The organism is Streptomyces sp. NPDC030021, assembly GCF_055574035.1.
The window spans coordinates 507,595-524,098 of the sequence record NZ_JBVIAH010000001.1; the positions used below are offsets into that span (position 1 = coordinate 507,595).

The 16,504-nt window shown below is 71.1% G+C and carries 15 protein-coding genes and 2 pseudogenes; 7 read left to right on the forward strand and 10 right to left on the reverse strand.

The genetic code is table 11. The features are described 5' to 3' along the window. Positions 1-104 precede the first annotated feature (104 nt). The 5 genes from ACZ4YL_RS02185 (at position 105) to ACZ4YL_RS02205 (ending at position 4,724) form a co-directional block, all read left to right on the forward strand. Positions 105-1,274, forward strand: a complete 1,170-nt coding sequence (locus ACZ4YL_RS02185; RefSeq protein ID WP_468113302.1) for a magnesium and cobalt transport protein CorA — start codon at positions 105-107, stop codon at positions 1,272-1,274. 537 nt (positions 1,275-1,811) lie between these two features. After that, entirely contained in the window at positions 1,812-2,204 is a 393-nt protein-coding gene (locus ACZ4YL_RS02190; protein WP_468113303.1) for a hypothetical protein, read from the forward strand. Positions 2,205-2,209: 5 nt separating this feature from the next. Continuing rightward, entirely contained in the window at positions 2,210-2,878 is a 669-nt protein-coding gene (locus ACZ4YL_RS02195; RefSeq protein ID WP_468113477.1) for a nucleotidyl transferase AbiEii/AbiGii toxin family protein, read from the forward strand. 737 nt (positions 2,879-3,615) lie between these two features. Continuing rightward, positions 3,616-4,065, forward strand: a complete 450-nt coding sequence (locus tag ACZ4YL_RS02200) for a hypothetical protein (protein WP_468113304.1) — start codon at positions 3,616-3,618, stop codon at positions 4,063-4,065. After that, entirely contained in the window at positions 4,062-4,724 is a 663-nt protein-coding gene (locus ACZ4YL_RS02205) for a hypothetical protein (RefSeq protein ID WP_468113305.1), read from the forward strand. Before ACZ4YL_RS02200 ends, ACZ4YL_RS02205 begins: the two co-directional genes overlap by 4 nt. Before the next feature lie 98 nt (positions 4,725-4,822). On the opposite strand, the gene ACZ4YL_RS02210 is transcribed toward ACZ4YL_RS02205, so the two are convergent. The 3 genes and pseudogenes from ACZ4YL_RS02210 to ACZ4YL_RS02220 form a co-directional block, all read right to left on the reverse strand. Further along, the gene (locus ACZ4YL_RS02210; RefSeq protein ID WP_468113306.1) at positions 4,823-4,984 is read right to left on the reverse strand and encodes a hypothetical protein; all 162 of its coding nucleotides are present in this window, start codon (positions 4,982-4,984) and stop codon (positions 4,823-4,825) included. Further along, entirely contained in the window at positions 4,981-5,478 is a 498-nt protein-coding gene (locus ACZ4YL_RS02215) for a hypothetical protein (protein ID WP_468113307.1), read from the reverse strand. Before ACZ4YL_RS02215 ends, ACZ4YL_RS02210 begins: the two co-directional genes overlap by 4 nt. A 107-nt stretch (positions 5,479-5,585) precedes the next feature. Beyond that, positions 5,586-5,868: pseudogene (locus ACZ4YL_RS02220) on the reverse strand (glycosyltransferase); the annotation flags it as partial. 260 nt (positions 5,869-6,128) lie between these two features. Between ACZ4YL_RS02220 and ACZ4YL_RS02225 the strand changes: the two are divergent. Beyond that, a pseudogene (locus tag ACZ4YL_RS02225) lies at positions 6,129-6,314 on the forward strand (CorA family divalent cation transporter); the annotation flags it as partial. A 211-nt stretch (positions 6,315-6,525) separates the two neighbouring features. On the opposite strand, the gene ACZ4YL_RS02230 reads toward ACZ4YL_RS02225, so the two are convergent. From ACZ4YL_RS02230 to ACZ4YL_RS02240, 3 genes are all read right to left on the reverse strand, one after another. Then, the gene (locus tag ACZ4YL_RS02230) at positions 6,526-6,651 is read right to left on the reverse strand and encodes an ALQxL family class IV lanthipeptide (protein ID WP_189745961.1); all 126 of its coding nucleotides are present in this window, start codon (positions 6,649-6,651) and stop codon (positions 6,526-6,528) included. 88 nt (positions 6,652-6,739) lie between these two features. Then, positions 6,740-9,610: a class IV lanthionine synthetase LanL gene (lanL, locus tag ACZ4YL_RS02235; RefSeq protein ID WP_468113308.1), complete on the reverse strand. Its 2,871-nt coding sequence runs from the start codon at positions 9,608-9,610 to the stop codon at positions 6,740-6,742. Positions 9,611-9,676: 66 nt separating this feature from the next. Beyond that, positions 9,677-9,868: a hypothetical protein gene (locus ACZ4YL_RS02240; protein WP_468113309.1), complete on the reverse strand. Its 192-nt coding sequence runs from the start codon at positions 9,866-9,868 to the stop codon at positions 9,677-9,679. A gap of 207 nt (positions 9,869-10,075) precedes the next feature. Between ACZ4YL_RS02240 and ACZ4YL_RS02245 the strand changes: the two genes are divergently transcribed. Beyond that, entirely contained in the window at positions 10,076-11,236 is a 1,161-nt protein-coding gene (locus ACZ4YL_RS02245) for a hypothetical protein (RefSeq protein WP_468113310.1), read from the forward strand. A gap of 114 nt (positions 11,237-11,350) precedes the next feature. Here the strand turns inward: ACZ4YL_RS02245 and ACZ4YL_RS02250 are convergent, their stop codons facing one another. The 4 genes from ACZ4YL_RS02250 to ACZ4YL_RS02265 form a co-directional block, all read right to left on the reverse strand. Beyond that, positions 11,351-12,403: a polyprenyl synthetase family protein gene (locus ACZ4YL_RS02250; protein WP_468113311.1), complete on the reverse strand. Its 1,053-nt coding sequence runs from the start codon at positions 12,401-12,403 to the stop codon at positions 11,351-11,353. Then, positions 12,400-13,773, reverse strand: a complete 1,374-nt coding sequence (locus ACZ4YL_RS02255; protein WP_468113312.1) for a cytochrome P450 — start codon at positions 13,771-13,773, stop codon at positions 12,400-12,402. Before ACZ4YL_RS02255 ends, ACZ4YL_RS02250 begins: the two co-directional genes overlap by 4 nt. Before the next feature lie 2 nt (positions 13,774-13,775). Next, positions 13,776-14,861: a terpene synthase family protein gene (locus ACZ4YL_RS02260; protein WP_468113313.1), complete on the reverse strand. Its 1,086-nt coding sequence runs from the start codon at positions 14,859-14,861 to the stop codon at positions 13,776-13,778. 157 nt (positions 14,862-15,018) lie between these two features. Next, positions 15,019-16,503: a cation:proton antiporter domain-containing protein gene (locus ACZ4YL_RS02265; protein ID WP_468113314.1), complete on the reverse strand. Its 1,485-nt coding sequence runs from the start codon at positions 16,501-16,503 to the stop codon at positions 15,019-15,021. Between the last annotated feature and the right edge of the window lies 1 nt (position 16,504).

A 16,504-nucleotide genomic window follows, 5' to 3' on the forward strand; every position in this document is an offset into this window, starting at 1 on the left:
TCGGGAGCGGGCCGGAAATCCCCTGTCCGACACCAGTCGCCGCTTTGTCCCCTATATCCTGCCCCTTGCCCGTAAACGCACGTTCGACCGGGAGCTGACCTGCGATGTCGGAGCGCCCAGACCACCGCCCGTCGCCGTCCGCCGCGAAGCGCACGGGCTGGCGGCGCCCCGCCGCTCCGGCCGCCGCCGACCCTCCGGCAGGACCGCCGACCGGCCCGCAGCCCGCACCGGCGACCCCCGCTCCCCCGAACCACCGCAGCGTGATCGACTCGGCCGTCTACCGCGACGGCCGCCGGATCGCCTCCCCCGCCACCCTCGCCGAGACCTTCCGGCAGCTGCGCGAGGAGCCCGACGGGATGGCCTGGATCGGCCTGCACCGTCCGACGGAGCCCGAACTCCATTCCCTGGCAGCCGAGTTCAACCTCCACGAACTCGCCGTCGAGGACGCCCTGGAGGCCCACCAGCGCCCCAAGCTGGAGCGCTACGGCGACACCCTCTTCGTCGTCCTGCGCGCCGCCCGCTACCTCGACGCCCAGGAGGAGGTCGACTTCGCCGAGCTCCACATCTTCGTCGGCCCGGACTTCCTGATCACGGTCCGCCACGGCGGCGCCCCGGACCTCTCCGCCGTCCGCCACCGAATGGAGGGCAACCCGGAGCTCCTCTCCCTCGGCCCGGAGGCGGCCCTGTACGCCATCCTCGACGCGGTGGTCGACGGCTACGCCCCGGTCGTCGAGGGCGTCCAGACCGACATCGACGAGATCGAGACGGAGGTCTTCCGCGGCGACCCGGCGGTCTCCCGCCGCATCTACGAACTCTCCCGCGAAATGGTCGAGTTCCAACGCGCCACCCGCCCCCTGGTGAGCATGCTCCACAGCCTGATGGCGGGCTTCGCGAAGTACGGCACGGACGAGGAACTCCAGCGCTACCTCCGCGACGTGGCGGACCACGTGACACACACGAGCGAACGCGTCGACGGCTTCCGCCAGGCCCTCACGGAAATCCTCACGGTCAACGCCACCCTGGTCTCCCAACAACAGAACGCCGAAATGCGCGCCCTGGCCGAGGCGGGCTTCGAACAGAACGAGGAAATCAAGAAGATCTCCGCCTGGGCGGCCATCCTCTTTGCACCCACGCTCGTGGGAACCATCTACGGCATGAACTTCGAAGACATGCCGGAACTGAAGTGGGCCGGCGGCTACCCCTTCGCAATCCTGCTGATGGCAGTCGTCTGCGTGAGCCTGTACGTCATCTTCAAGAAGCGCGACTGGCTGTAGGGTCGGCCGATTCTGCTCAAGCAGCCTGCATGGTTTGCTTTGCATCCCCCGATTGGAGAGCCGTACGGGGCGCTGGGGAGTCCCGGCGGGAGAAGTGATGCGGGTGATCTCGTCTACCTGCCTCCAGCAAGGCCCTGACCAGGACTTTTGTCCTCCTGCGGCAGCGGGGGAGAATCCGGGGAGAATCGGCTTACGATCCCGGTACTGCGTCCCCGGCGTCGACACTGTCCGACTTCCTGATCAACATCTCGACGGTGACCCTTGCTGCATCCGCAGCGGATCACAGACAGTGACATTGGCTTCCAAGCGGAGCCGCATGTCCACCCGCTCTGTGCGGCCTCCCGACAAGCCCGCCACTCACCCCCCGCGAAGGCCGCCGACGTCAGCACGTGCAGGAACTGCCCGCCACCCGGTGGACTTCCGCCGAGGGCACTACCGGTGACGGTCGTCGATGCAGGGCGAAAGAAGCAGGATCGCTCTGGGCGCGGGCTCGCACATCACGGCCCGCACTGCTCATGCGGCCGCCATAATGGAGGCATGTCCTCCAGCCCGCAGCACCCCGCACCCGCGCCGAGGGACCTCTCGGGCGCGGATACCGAGGACCTCGCGCTGTACCGGGAGAAGTTCCGGAGCCGTCTGCCGGAGTCGCTGGACGAGCTGCATGGGCCGAAGCACGGTCTCGTAGAGCTGCCGCTGCACCTGGCCTGGTCCGGGATGACCTCGTACGACCTGGGGAAACCTCGCCAGCGCATGGGCCTCTACCGCACCGTCCTGCACGAGGGCCTGCACGACGACCTGCCCACCTACCTCAACCGGGATCTGCTCCTCCAGCTGTGGCCCGTGCTGCGCACCCTCGTCGGCCGCACCGTACGCACCGTGTGGGAGGAAGCCTTCCCCCAGCTCGCCTCCAGCGCCCGGGCAGCCGCGTGACGGACATGCCGGAGCTGCACACCCGGCTACTCGCGGATGTGATCGCCCTAGGCTCGCCATATCCCTTGGTCCTCACCGGCGGGTATGCCGTGAGGGCGCACCGCCTCGTGAACCGTCCCAGCCAGGACCTCGATGTCGCCACCGAGAACCCGGCGCCCATGGCCGACATCGCGGCCGCACTCTGTAGCGGCCTCGAGGCCCGGGGCTGGAAGGTGCAGGCGCTGGAAACGGCTCCGCTGTCCGCTCGCTTCACCGTGACTGACCCAGTGACCGGGCAGGAATGTGAAGTCGACATCCTCAAGGAGATCTTCTGGCGGCCCGTCGCCCAGAGCCGGTACGGGCCCGTCCTCGCGGAGGAGGACGTGATCGGGACCAAGGTCCGCGCCCTTGCCGACCGCGGAGCGCCCCGCGACCTGATCGACGTGTTCGCTGCCTCCCGCCGCTGGACAAATTCCGAGCTCGAGGAGTTCGGCCGCCGCCACGCCCGCGGCCGCTTCGAGCGCGAGGACCTCCAGGCGAACCTCACCGGCGCCGAGTGGACCGATGACGAAGCCTTCGCCGCCTACGGCCTCGACGACGCCACCATCACCGCTCTCCGCACCTGGGCCGTGGAGTGGTCCGACGACCTCTCGACCCGCCTCCTCGAAGAGTCCAATGACCCGGACATCGACTGATCGCGACCAGGCGAGAACAAATCTTCAGGCAGTCCGGTACGGCGGACACGATCCGCAGCGTCAGCGGTCTGCACAGGCCGGGCGACTACGTGCGGGGGGATCTCCCAGCCGATCCGTATACCCTCGGGGCCGATGGCGAGGGCATCAGAGATGCTCCGCCAGTTCGCCGTGGGCACCTCCGCCTCGGCATCCAGGTCGCACCGAGCAGCGGTCTCGATGATCCGCTCCTTCGTGGCCTTGCGCTGCTCGCTCCCCGCCGGGGTCGCCTTGTTGGTGATCGGCAGGTGCGAGGCGACGAGCGGCCGGCGCCCACCGACGCGGCCTCGGCGGATGAACATCCATGGAGACTTCCCACCCGTCTCCGACGTGCACTCGCGCCCTTCCTGGTGCGCAAGGCATTCGAGCAGCTGCGGGTTGCGCTCGGCGATGCTCGCGGTGATCTCCCGCAGCAGAGCGGGACGCCCCGGGTGACCGAGGCCGGGCAGAGACAGATTGACCTCTATGCCATATCCGGTGTGCCACATCCCATTTGCCATCTCTCCACCATAGGAACGGCGGGTGGCTCTCCAACAGAGTGCGTGGCGGCGGCTCGCGCGGGCTTCCGCCAGGGGCGTCCGGCCTGGATCGGCTGATGTCGATCAATTCACCCTCAGTTGTCGGTGCCCCTGAGTACAGCCCTGGAAGGGCACTTGGGGAGGGGCCGCGTGTCTTTCGACAGCGATCAGTACACACACATCATGGAGCAGCTCAAAGAGGCCGAGCTGGGGGATCTGGCGAGCCAGTTGGACCAGGAAGTCCGACAGGGCAGGGCCGTCTCGGAGGAGAAGCTCAAGCAGGAGCGGGGGAGCCAGTACGCAGAACGTGCCAGCCGGCTGGCGGAGACGAAACTGCAGCGCCTCGGGGAGTCCGATGTCGCAGTGATCCCGTACACGGGCGACGAGAGCATCGAGCTCATCCGTGGGGCCCTCCTGACGCTCGCCGAGACCATGTACGCGTCGCGCAAGGCCGCGCTGGACACAGCTGTGGCTCACGAGATGGACCTGACCATCGAGTTCGGTGACCCGGAACTGGAAACGGCCTACTCCATCGAACTCCAGCAGGAAACGGAGCGGGCCCGTGACGCGCTCGAACTCGTGCGGGAGCTGTTGTCCGAGTGGATCGACGCGCGCGCGGAGGCCAACCGATGAGCAGGGGAAACCTGATCCAGGCCATCGAGAAGGCGATCGGTGTCCTGCAGCCCGTGTACCGCAACAGCGCGGATGAATCCGACCTCTACGAGGCGTCGCTTCTGACTCTGTGCCTCGATGCCGCGAGGGCAGCCGGCGGGACCACGATGCTCACACAGGACGGCACGACTCCAGCCACTGCGCTGCGCTTTCGCAGGTCGCCGGGAAACCTCTGGTCGGGCACCTTCACCTACATCCTGGTCAGCTTCCCCGGCATTCAGAAGCAGCTGGAGATCCACCTGGGCGTGTACGTCGTCGCCGCCACATCGAAGGTCGCACACGAATGCGACGTCGCCATCATCGAGCACCAGGAAGCCGAGCGGAGCCGGCAGGCTGGGGTGCACCCACGGACCGCCAAGCTCGTCGCGGCGATCGAAGCGAAGCACTACAGCTCCTCACCTCCCCTTGGCGTCGGCCGGGGGTTCCTCGGCCTGGCCCAGGAAATGGGTCCGAAGAAGTGCTCACTCGTCTTTCCGTCGCAGAGTTCCACCAATCTGGGGGCCCTGATCGCTGGGCGCCTGAGCGAGTCGTACCCCGAGCTGTTGCCCGGCACGGATGCCGCTGACCGGCTGCGCTCGCAGCTCGACCAGGTCATCCGGAACTGGAAGAACAAGCGCTGATCCAATGCGATCCGCCCATCACAAAGGGCGCTGACCAGACCAGTGCGGTTGGCGCCCTCTCTCATGTTGACGTCATGGGCCGATGGCCGAGCAGCGACTTACCAGTCGTCTGCATCGCCGTACTTCTCCGGGTTCTGCGCGCGGTCCACAGCCTGTGCACATACCTCGGCGAACGCGCCCTGTACGGACCCTTTGTCAATGCCGCGGACCTGGGCCACAACCACCTGCGCCGAGCCGGGACGGCGGACGTCGCTGCTCAACGCAGCGAGGCTGTCGGATTCTTTCCGCTCTGGGCCTGCTTTACGCGGTCCACCACCATCCTGGTGACGTCCATGAGCCAGTCCGGCACCTCGCCGCCCGATGTCCAGGCGTACTCGACTTTCGCGATGACGGAGCCCTGCCGCACTGTGATACCGCGGCCCGTCCACTTCTTGTCTCCGGCCGGCAGCACGTAGCCGTCGATGGCATCTCCCGGAGGGTTGGCACCGAGATCGTCCTCCGTGCCCGTCCCCTTGAAGAAGCCCTCGGCTGCGGCCACGTCGTTGAACGAGATCATCTGAACGATGACGTTCTGCGTGTGGTAGTCGGTGGCACCGCCCGCAGCCACCGCGATGGCCTCGGCGCACATCTCGTCTCGCCAGCCGTTGGACAACGACTGGAACTTGGCCATCGCCTTGCGAACCCCGGCCCGGACGGGCTTGTCCAGCTGCTCGTAGTCGGTCCAGAAGGTGTGCACGAAGGCGAGCTGCGGCAAGGATAAGTCTCCTACGTGAGAGGCTGGTTGTCCGGCTCCCCAGCGTATCGCCCGGGCGTCGACCGGAAGTCCGGCCGTTCACCGGTCCGGTGCCCCTCCGGGCGCGCCTACGTCCGGTCCTTCTGCGCCGCGTCCCGGCCCCGATGGTGCCGCACCGCAGAGCCCATCGTCATCAGGAGATAGAGGAACGCGGTGAACGGCAGTAGCGGAGCGAGCCACATCGGCTACCGGTAGTAGCCGAGCATCGGGCACGTGCGTCACCGCCATCACCGCCCACGCGGCACCGCCCACCCACGCTGCCTCCGCGTTCCCGCTGCGGACGCCGGCTACCAGGGCCACCGTCGGCGGCAGCTAGACGAACACGGGACCCGCGACCGTCCCCACGAGCAGTGGCGTGGCCACGCCTCGGTCATCCGTACGCTACGTAGCCGTCCCTCCGCCAGCATCACGCTCCCGGCCAGCGGCGATGCCGCTTTGGGGGCAGCCACCGCTGGGGAGAATCTGGGGAGAATGCAAGCCGTTGGGGAGCGGCTGGGGAGGATCGGGCGCATCAACGGGCAGCACGGCGAAAGGACCGGAAAGACGGATCACCGCAGGTCAGAGCGCCTCACCCGTCGATTTCCGCAGGTCAGCGGCCTGAGGGCGACGACTTCAAGAAGATCTCCGCCTGGACGGCCATCCTCTTCGCCCCCACCCTGGTCGGCACCATCTACGGCATGAACTTCGAGTCCATGCCGGAGCTACAGTGGGCGGCGGGCCACCCCTTCGCAATCCTGCTGATGGCAGTAATCTGCGTGAGCCTGTACGTCATCTTCAAGAAACGCGATTGGCTGTAGGCGACGGAGCCGATTCGCCGAACACCCGATAGGCCCGGCACTCCCCGATCTCCGTACATCCATCAGCCAGGCTGCCAACAGCCCCCGATGTCGATCGTCTGATCCCTGGACTGCCGGTTGCCCGGCAAGGCACGACAGGGGGAGGGGACCGGCACAGGGCTCCGGTCCCCTCCCGGGGCGGCGCAGGGGTCGCCGCCGGTTCAGCCGGCGATCAGCAGCCGCTGGTGTGCCAGCGGCAAGCCGTGATCAGCGCGGCGGCGTGCTCCTCGCCGCGGGCATCCTCGGTACGGACGTCCTCGGGCAGGACCTGGAGGGCATCGATGTCGAACTCCGCCATGGCGGTCTCCTTCTGTGCGGATGGAACTGCGGATGGAACGCCGGACCCGGACGGGCCCGGCAGCCGGTGGCCGACGGCCACCGGACACTCAGGGGTGGACGGATTCGCCCTCGGGCAGCCAGGCTCTCGGGCCTCCGTACCTCAGGCGCAGCAGCAGCGAGAGGCTCCCGGCCAGACCGGTGGCGTACTCGGCCAGCACGGTCTTGCGGTTCTCGTCGGGCACCAGCAGCCGGCCGTCGCGCAGCACCGCCTGAGCCGCCATGTGCTCGACCAGCAGCTCGGCTCCCGCACGGTGGTGTACGTCGCCCGTCAGCTCGGCGGCGTCGAGCAGGAACTCGGCGTTGCCCGCGAGCCCGTGGCAGGTGGCGGCCGTATCGGTCACCCTGCCCGCCCGGACGGCGGCCGCCGCGCCCGCCACCAGGTCGGCCAGGCCCTCGTCGCGGGTGCCGGTGACCGACCGGAGGCGGACCAGGAAGGTGCCCACGCCGGAGGAGCCACTGCACCAGTGCCGGGCCAGGTCCGGGGAGTCCGACAGGTGCCGGGCCCGGTCCACCGGCCACAGCGTGCCCGCCGGGCCCCGGCGGGCGGCCTCGACGAGCGTGGCGCCCGCCTCGACGGCCGCGGCGCGCAGCCGCTCGTCGCCCGTGGCCTCCCCGGCGAGGAGCAGGAAGGTACCGACTCCGGCCACGCCGTGCGCGAACCCGTAGTGCCAGGCGCCCGCGAGGCCGGAGTCGAAGTCTTCGGGCACCGGCCAGAAGACGCCCTCGGGCGTACGCCGGGCAGCCGCCAGCAGCCCTTCGGCGGCCTGCGCCGCACGGCCGAGGAAGCGCGGGTCCCCGGTGGTGCGCCAGAAGTGCAGCTGGGTCAGGCCGGCGCCGGCAGCACCGTGGCAGACATCGGGGTTGGGCCACTCCACGGGCAGTGCCAGGGCGAGCGCGACGGCGCGTTCGGTGAGTGCCGCGTCCTCAAGCGCCCGGGCGGCGTCGAGCAGGGCCCAGGCCGTGCCCGAACGGCCGAAGTGGAGTCCGGGCAGGTCGCCGGGCAGCGCCTGCTGCCGGTCCGCCGTCCAGAGCGCGGCCTTACGCAGCCCCGTACGCAGGGCCTCCTGGGTGACCGGCGGTCCGTGCGGGGAGCCGTAGGAGGTCTCGTACGGGAACCCGGCCGCGAGGTCGTCCGCGTGGCGCAGGGCGCGGGCGAGCACGCTCACCCCGCCCGCCGAGCCGTGCTGGAGGGCCACCGGGTCGCACGTCTCGCCGAAGGAGTCCGCGGCCCAGAGCCGGTCGGGGTCCGCCGGGCGCATGGTGGCCAGCAGGTGGGCGATGCCGTCGTGCAGCAGCCGTGCGCGCACCTCCGCCGGGCCCGTGGGCCCCGTGGCGCCGACGGGTGCGGCAGGCGCCACCGATTCCGCCGGTGCCGCGCCGCCGGTCAGGGCTCCCCGAGCCCGCTCCAGGGTCCAGCGTTCCGCGGGCGCGTCCCGCATCAGCCCCCGGACCAGCGGCCCGAACCGCCGTACGAGCGGCTGGTCGCGGGCCAGCAGGTCCAGGAGCCGGGACAGCCGCTCCTCGTCCGGGCGGGCCCCCGCCGCGGGCCGGTCCGCCGCGAAGAGCGGATCGGCGCCGGTCAGGGTGTGCAGGACTGTGGCGCCCAGGGCGTAGAGGTCCACGCCGGGCCCGAACGCGGGGGCCACCGGGTCGGCGGCGCGCAGTTCGGGGGCGGTGTATCCGGGGGTGGCGCCGAGCACCCAGCGTTCGCCCTCTTCGGCGGCCATCTCCAGGTCGATCAGCCTCAGCCGCCCGTCGGGGGTGGCCATGACGTTGTTGGGGTTGAAGTCGTGCAGGGTGAAGCCGAGTTCGTGGGCGGCGGCGACCAGTTCGAGAAGTTGCCGGACCAAGGAGTCGGCGGTCCGCTCATCGGGGCAGGCGGTTGCCTCCCGGACCAGCCGCTCGGCGACGGTCCGGCGCAGGGTCGCTCCGGGCACCGACTCGGCGACCAGGAAGGCGCTGCCCTGCTGCTCGAATACCTCGACGAGCCGGGGAACCCGGTCGGGGAACCGCTTGCCGAAACGTTCCAGCAGAGTCGCCTCCCGGCGCAGGAGATCCCGCACGTCCAGCCCTTCGAGGCCGGCGCCCACATGAGGACGGGCCTGCTTGACGACCACCTGGGCTCCGGTGGCGGTGTCCTCCGCCCGGAACACACCACCTTTGTTGGAGTGCTGGATCGCTCCGCGCACGAGGTAGCGCTCGTGCAGCAGCACGGGCTTCGCGGTGGCCGTGCTGCGGGCCGGAGCGGCCGGGCGGCCGGGGAACGGGTCTCCCGCCCAGGACGGCGGGCTGTACCAGGCGTTGCGCTCGTCGGAGACGGGCCGGCCCTCGGGATCGGTCAGCCGGGCGGCGAAGGCGCCGTCGGCCGTGAGCTCGGGGGTTCCCGCGAACACGCCGTAGCGGTAGTAGACCTGACTGTCCGGCAGATAGCGCCGGTCGGAGAGCACCGCGGGACCGGGCAGCCCCACGGTGGCCCGGTGCAACTCCTCCGCGAGCAGCCGGAACTGTGCGTCGTCGACCGGGTAGACCGTGATGAACTTGCCGGCCCCTCCCCGGGCGAAGCGTCCCGAGACCAGGGCGGCGACCCGTGCCGGGCTCGCCGCGAATTTGAACGGCGCCCGGTGGGTGGTCAGCACCTCGGCGGCTCGGGCCAGCACCACCGGGGCCGAGAGCGGGGTGGCCGAGACGTGGAGCTTCCACCCCTGGGTGCGGCGGACGGCATCCCCCGGCCGTACGTGGCACCAGAACTCGCCCGGTTCCACGGCCCAGTCCACCGTTGCCATGGGCCGGCCGGCCCCGGCCCGCGCGAGGACGGCGCGTACCAGGTCGGGTAACAGCGCCAGGTCCGCGGGACCCTCGGCGCGTGTCCGCCGCGGCCCGGTGAGGGACCGGAACGGAGTCTCGGGCAGTGATGACACGCTCTACGACCTCGCACTTCACTCTTCGCACGGCGGAACCCATGAGGCGGACGGGAGCAACGCGCCCTAAAGAGCGGGGCGGATGTGGTCGTCACCCCAACTCGTGTCGAGAGGGTCCGCGGCGAGGACCGCGGTCGCCCCGCCACGAGCGCCCCCGTGCCCATCGGCCGCCCCTGGCCCTGCCTCCGACGGGGCGGCGAGGGAACCGCCGGCCAGCAGAACCGTGAGGAGGAGCAGACAGCGGAGGGTTCTGGACATGGCGCAGCTCCTGGTCGGGGAGATCGTGGATCGGGCGGCGACCGCCCGCGTCGGGCGTTCGCGCTGCATCTCGGCGTATCGGCCTGACGGGATGTGGCCCGGCCGGACGCTCAAAGTTCATACCGGCATGCCCCCTTGGTCCAGCCCTGCGAGCTGGCAATAGCCTGCATGGCACGGAAGTAGCAGGGCCGCATTACGGGGAGAAATATGACCATCCAGACAGAATCTATCGAACTGCCGCGGCTGGATGCCCGGGCCGTCGCCGTCTTCGAGTACGCGCTGTCGCAGGGCGGCCTCAAAAGATGGCCGCCCGACGTGCCCGGCACCCTCGGCATGAGCCCGGAGGAGGTCGAGGGGGCTTGCCGAACCCTGCTGCTGCTCCGGCTGCTGCGCCCGGCGCCCGGCAGCCCCGAGGAGCTGATACCGGTCAGCCCGGACGCGGCCGCGGCGGAGGCGGTCGCGCCGCTGGAGGCCCAGGTCGCGCAGGCCGCCGCGCACGCCCAGTCCATACGCGAGGACCTGCGCTCCCTGATGCCGCACTACCGCGCCGCCCGGCGCGAACGCGACCACCGGCAGGGCGTGGACGTGCTGCCCGACCTGGCAGCCGCCTCGGCGATGATCACCGAGGAGTCGGCCCGCTGCCGGGAGGAGGTGTTCAGCATCCAGCCGGGCGGCGGCCGGGCGCCGCACCGCCTCGGGGACGCCATCGAGCGGGACCTCGCGATGCTGCGCCGCGGGGTGCGGATGCGCACCCTCTACCAGCACTCGGCTCGCGCCAGCCTCTCCACCCAGGGGTACGTGGAGACCCTCACGGAGGCCGGCGCCGAGTACCGCACCGCCGCCGAACTGCCCGACCGCGCTGTGGTGTTCGACCGCTCGGTGGCCTTCCTGCCACGGCGGACCGACGGCGGCCCGGGCGAGGGTGCCGTACTGGTCCGGGACCCGGACGTGGTGGCGTACCTGTGCCGCGTCTTCGAGCAGCACTGGTCCGGCGCCACCCCGTTCCACGGCAGCAGCGAGGCCGCGTACAAGGAGGTCGGCCCGAGCCTGCGCCGGGCGCTGGTCGGGCTGCTGGCCGAGGGTGCCAAGGATGAGGTGATCGCCCGGCGGATGGGCATGTCCCTGCGCACCTGCCGCCGCCACATCGCCGACCTGCTGGAGGAGCTCGGTGCCGACAGCCGGTTCCAGGGCGGCGCCCTCGCCGAACGCGCCGGACTCACCACGGCGGAACAGACCGCGGCGAGGGAAATCCTGGCCGGCGGCCGTGCACCTTCAGAGACAGCCGTGGCCGGGGAGAATCCGGGGAGAACGAAGTCTCGTCGGGGAGCGGCCGGGGAGGACCGGCCGTATCGACGGGCAGCGCGGTGAAAGGTCCGGAAAGACGGGCCGTCACAGGTCAAGCCGCCCTTCGGACATCCGTCCGCCGTGGCCCGGCGAGGCGGGCTCCGGCAGGGCTTCGACTGCCTTCCCGGCCCCTCACGGTCAGCGGTTCCGGTACGCCACCGCTTCTGCGGTGGCCCGGAGTTCGGTCCGCCACCGCAGGGGCAGGTCCGCCGCCGTGAGGGCGGCGTGGGCCCGGGCGACGAGGTGGGCGATGCGTGCCTCGACGTCGGTGTGGACGGCGCTGCCGGAGAGGCGGTCGCGCAGCAAGGTGGTCTCACCGCGTTCGACCAGGGTACGGATCCCGGGGTCCGACCTCATGGCCAGGGAGAGCAGCAGTGTCATCTTGCCGTGCCCGAAGTCCAGGCCCGCCGGCTTGCCGCTCGCGCAGCCGTCCCCAAAGGCGTCGATGAGGTCGTCGCGCAGCTGGAAGGCCTCCCCCAGGGACTCGCCGTACTGTTCGAAGGCCCCGGTCAGGTCGGTGCGGCCGGCCAGCAGGGCGCCGAGCACCAGTGGGCGGTGGACGGTGTACCTGCCGGACTTCACCACCGCTATGTACCGGGCCAGTTCGGGATCCGGGATCAGCTCGGCCGCCGCGGTGACGTCCAGGGCCTGACCCTCGATCAGTTCGGTCTTGAGCTCGAACCACTCTGCGGCGACCGCCGGCGGCAGCCCTGCCATCAGGTGGTCGGCGTATGCCCAGGCGAGGTCCCCGGCGAGGACCGCCACCGATTCACCGTAGCGGCGGGACTCGCCGAACCAGCCGTTCGTGCGGTGGATGTCCGCGTGCCGCGCGTGGACGGTCGGCCTTGAGCGACGGCGGTCCGCGTCGTCCATCACGTCGTCGTGGATGAGAGCCGCAGCGTGCAGCAGCTCCAGGGCCATGGCGGCCCGGACCGGCGCGCTGCCCGGCTCGCCGCCTGCGGCGAGGTAGCCGCTGAGCAGGAACCGGGGCCGCAGGCGCTTGCCGCCGGCGCCGACGAGCTCCGCAACGGCCTGGGCCGGTCCGGCGCCCCTGGGGTGCCCGCCCGGCCTGCGGTGGCCCTGCCCCGAGAGAAAGGCGCGCAGGCCCTCCTCCACCTCCGCCAGCATGACGGACAGGGCGGCCGCGGCTCCGACCGGCGACGAGGCGGTGTGCGTCGGAGCCGTCGTCATGGCGCCGTCCTCTCCCGGCGGCGGGCTTCCAGGCGCATGCGGGACTCCTTCGGACGGAGGGTGGAACGCGCCACGGCACGCGTCGGGTGGTCGGTGACGGACCGCAGCCGCCACTGCCCGGCCAGTGCGGCGAGGGCGATCGTGATCTCGGCATAGGCGAGGGACTCGCCTATGCACTTGCGTACGCCCGCCCCGAACGGCAGGTACGCGTGGCGGGGGATGGACCCGGCGCGCTCGGGGAGCCAGCGATCCGGGTCGAACCGGTCGGGCTCGGGGAAGAGCTCCGGGTCGCGGTGGAGGGCGTACGGGCTGAAGAACACGTCCGCGCCCTCGGGGATGCGGTACCCGCCCAGGTTCACGTCGGCGGTGGCGCGGCGGGTGAGGATCCAGCCGGTCGGGTACATCCGCAGGAGTTCCTGGATGACCCGGCCCAGGTACGCCAGCCGCGGCAGGTCGGCGTAGGACACCGGGCGGCCCTCCAGTTGCTCGTCGAGCTCCTCGTGCACGCGGCGCTCGATCTCCGGGCGGGTGGAGAGCACCTGGAAGGCCCAGAGCAGCAGCGTGGCCGAGGTCTCCGTCCCGGCGACCATCATGGAACGTATCTCGTCGTGGATCTGCCGGGTGGTCATCCCCTCGCCGGTGTGTTCGTCACGGGCCAGCATGAGCATCGAGAGGAGGTCGTCCTGGTCCAGGTCGCCGACCCGGTAGTCCGCGATGATGCCGTCCACCACCTCGTAGAGCCGCCGCAGGTCGGCCGCCTCCCGCCGGTTGACGGGGAGGGGGAGGCGGTGCACGAAATCGACCGGCAGGAAGGCCCGTCGTCCGACGCCCGCGACCAGCGCGGGCAGGGTGCGCCGGATCTCGGCGGCCGCCTCGGGCGTGAGGCTGGAGAAGAGCGTCCGGGCGAGGATGTCCATGGTCATGCCGTTGAGTTCGCGTCCCACGTCGAGCACTTGACCGTCGCGCCAGGAGGCGGAGACGGCCTCGGCCGAGTCGATCGCAGCGCGGGCGTAGAGGCTCATCCGGCCGTGGTGGAAGGCGGGCTGCGACAACCGGCGCTGGCGCAGGTGCAGTTCGCCGTTGGAGGCCGCCAGACCGTTCCCGAGGAGCTTCGTGGCCTGGTCGAAGAGGGTTCCGCCCTTTTCGAACTTGCTCTGGTGGGTGATGAGGATGTCCTTGAGCAGTTCCCCTGCACTGACCATGTAGGCGGGCCGGGTGCCGATCCTGAAGACGACGACCGGTCCGTGGTCGCGCAGTTCTTCCACGAACTGCAGTGGCTGCCGGACCAGTCTCAGCGCGTGGCCGAGGAGCGGGACGCCGCCCGGCAGTCTGCGGGCGGGGACAGGGCTGGGGGCAAGGGTATCGACCATGGTCAGTGTGTCTCTCCGGTCCGGTCCGACAGCAGGGCGCCGAGCGGGGCGGCGCCGTGGGCGAGGTATTGCGGCCGACGGCCGGAACGGGTCTGCTCGGCGTAGCGCTTGGTGGCGAGGGACCAGTCGTAGGTCACCCGCAGCTGGCGGGTCATGGCTCTGAGGTGACGCTCGGTGCTCAGGCGCTCGTACGGGTCGCAGGACAGGCGGTCGCAGAGGGCGGGTATCCCCGCGGCGAGGCGCTGGAACTGCTCCGCGAGCCCGCCGACCCTGCGGCGTATCTCCTCGATCACCTGCGCGCGGCGGCGCCCGCTCGCGGCCTCAAGGACGACGACGAGGTTGTACGTGTCCCCGCGAGCCTCTTCGTGCTCGACGGAGTGGACGTCGTTGCAGTGGGCGAGGATGTCGATTTCCAGTTCCGCCAGCCGGCGCACCGTCGGGTCGGCGAGCACCCGCTCCGGCACCTCGTAGCGTCCGGTGCGTTCCGTGGCGTCCAGGTACACATACATCGCCATGGTCTCCCTGCGCAGGGCCAGGTAGCCGTCCAGGGCGGGGACAGTGCCGGAGCGGCGGGCGTCGATCTCGGCGAGGAAGGAGCGCAGGAAGCGCGCCCAGTTGCGGGCGGCCCGCTCGCGCCACCGCTCGGTCATGGGCGCTTGCAGTCGCTCCCACAGGTCGGCTGTGGCACTGGCCAGGCCCTCGGCACCGGCGGGGACGGTGAGCGAGGCCGCGGCCGGGTGCGCTCCCGCCTCTCCGTAGGGCGCCGTCTTCGAGAGGAGCGCCCGGACGACGTCCGCGGCGAAGACGGGATCGTCCCCGGCCGGGCCGTCGAAGAAGTCGTCACAGACGGCGGTCCAGGTGATGACGTCGGTCATCACGTCCAGGTCGGGCCCGCCCGCCTTGGGACTGAATCCTGTCGCCACATCGGCCAGCCGCATGGACAGGAAGTAGCCGATGGCGGTGTCCGTAGGCTGGATCAGGCCGTGCCCGACGGCCCAGTCCACACCCCTGCGCTGAGCCTGCTCGACCGCGTCGGGTGTCGGTCGCAGCGCGGTGAAGGGGAGAGGGAAGTCCACGTCTGTGGGCATGTGCTTGGGAATCCTTTCGCTTGTCAGGGGTGCCCGCCGGGTCCTGGTCAGGTGGGCCGGCGCCAGGTAGGTGCCGGTGCCGGGCACGATCGCGAGGAGGGGGCTGCCGCGTAGGTGGCGATGCGGACGGTCGGGGCAGCGGACCACCGGTCGCGGCTCAGCCTCGGAGCACAAGCTCCCCGGGCGGCGGTTCGGCGAGGGCCTGCCCAGGGCTGTCGCGGCGGCCGGCGCCGTTCGCTTTGAGCAGGCGCAGCAGGGGGCTCGTCATCACGGTGGTGCCGAGGGCGACGAGGGTGAGGATGGCGAGCATCCGGGCGTCGATGATCCCCGCGTCGTAGCCGATCTGGATGACGATGAGTTCCGTCAGGCCGCGGGCGTTGAGCAGGACGCCGAGGACGAGCGCCGGCCGTCGTGGCATTCCGGTGAGCCGGGCGCACAGAGCGGGCCCGGCGATCTTGCCTACGGTGGCCAGGGCCAGCAGCCCCACGAAGACCAGGACCGTCCGGCCGTCCCAGTGCAGTGCGCTCAGGTCGGCCGTCAGCCCGAAGCCGAAGAAGAAGAACGGCAGGAGAACGGTCTTGGCCGTGCCCGTCAGCCGATCCGCGACGGCCGCCCCGCGGGCCGGCCAGGCCAGGCCGACCAGCAGGGCGCCGATCAGCTGGTGCACACCGATGGCGGCCGTGAGCGTGGCCGCCGTCGTAACGCCGACGACGAGCAGCACCCCGGAGGCGGCGCCGCCGCGGTCGCGTGCGGCCCAGTGGGACAGCAGCCGTTTGACGGGGCCCAGGAACACCGCGGCCACCACGACGGCGACCAGGCCGTTGAGCAGGAGCACGGTGGGATCGGACCCGTGGGTCACGGCCAGGATCGCCGCGAGGACCAGCCAGCCGGCGCCGTCACCGACCGCCGCCGCGAAGAGGCTGAGGCGTCCCGGTTCGGTACGGGAGATCCCGAGGTCGGCGAGGATCCGGGCGAGGACGGGGAAGGCGGTGATGCTCAGGGCACAGCCGAGGAACAGGACGAAGCCGACGCCGCCGCCGTTCGGCCCCGCGTACCGCTCGGCGAGTGGTACGGCGACGACCACGCCGAGCGCGAAGGGGACCAGTACCGAGGCCTGGCTGACCAGCAGGGCCCGTGTCGCGGCGCCGCGCAGACGCATTCCGGCGAGCTCTTGACCCACGCCGAACATGAAGAGGATCAGGCCCAGTTGGGCCAGTCCGTCCATGGGGCCGCGGCTGCCGGCCGGAAACAGCCAGGCCATGGATCCGGGCAGCAGATGGCCGAGCAGTGACGGCCCCAGGGCGAGGCCGGCGAGGATCTCGCCGATCACGCGGGGCTGCCCGAGCCGGCGGGCGAGCGCTCCGCCGAGGTGGGCGGCGGCCAGGACCACGACGACCGCGAGGAAGAAGTGTCCGGTGGCGCCCAGCTTCGGCCCGCTGCCGTGGCCCGCGGCCGTGCCGGAACCGGACAGGCCCCAGACGGTGGCGACGATGACGGCGGCAGGCAGGACGGCGGTCGCCGCGAGTGCCACGGCCACGCCTCGGCGCGGTTTCGGCCCGGGGGCGGCGCCGGTCCCGTAGGGCGGCTCGGACGTCGGCGTGGAGGACTGGACGGACACGGGCGCGGCGCTTTCCCGGGCCATC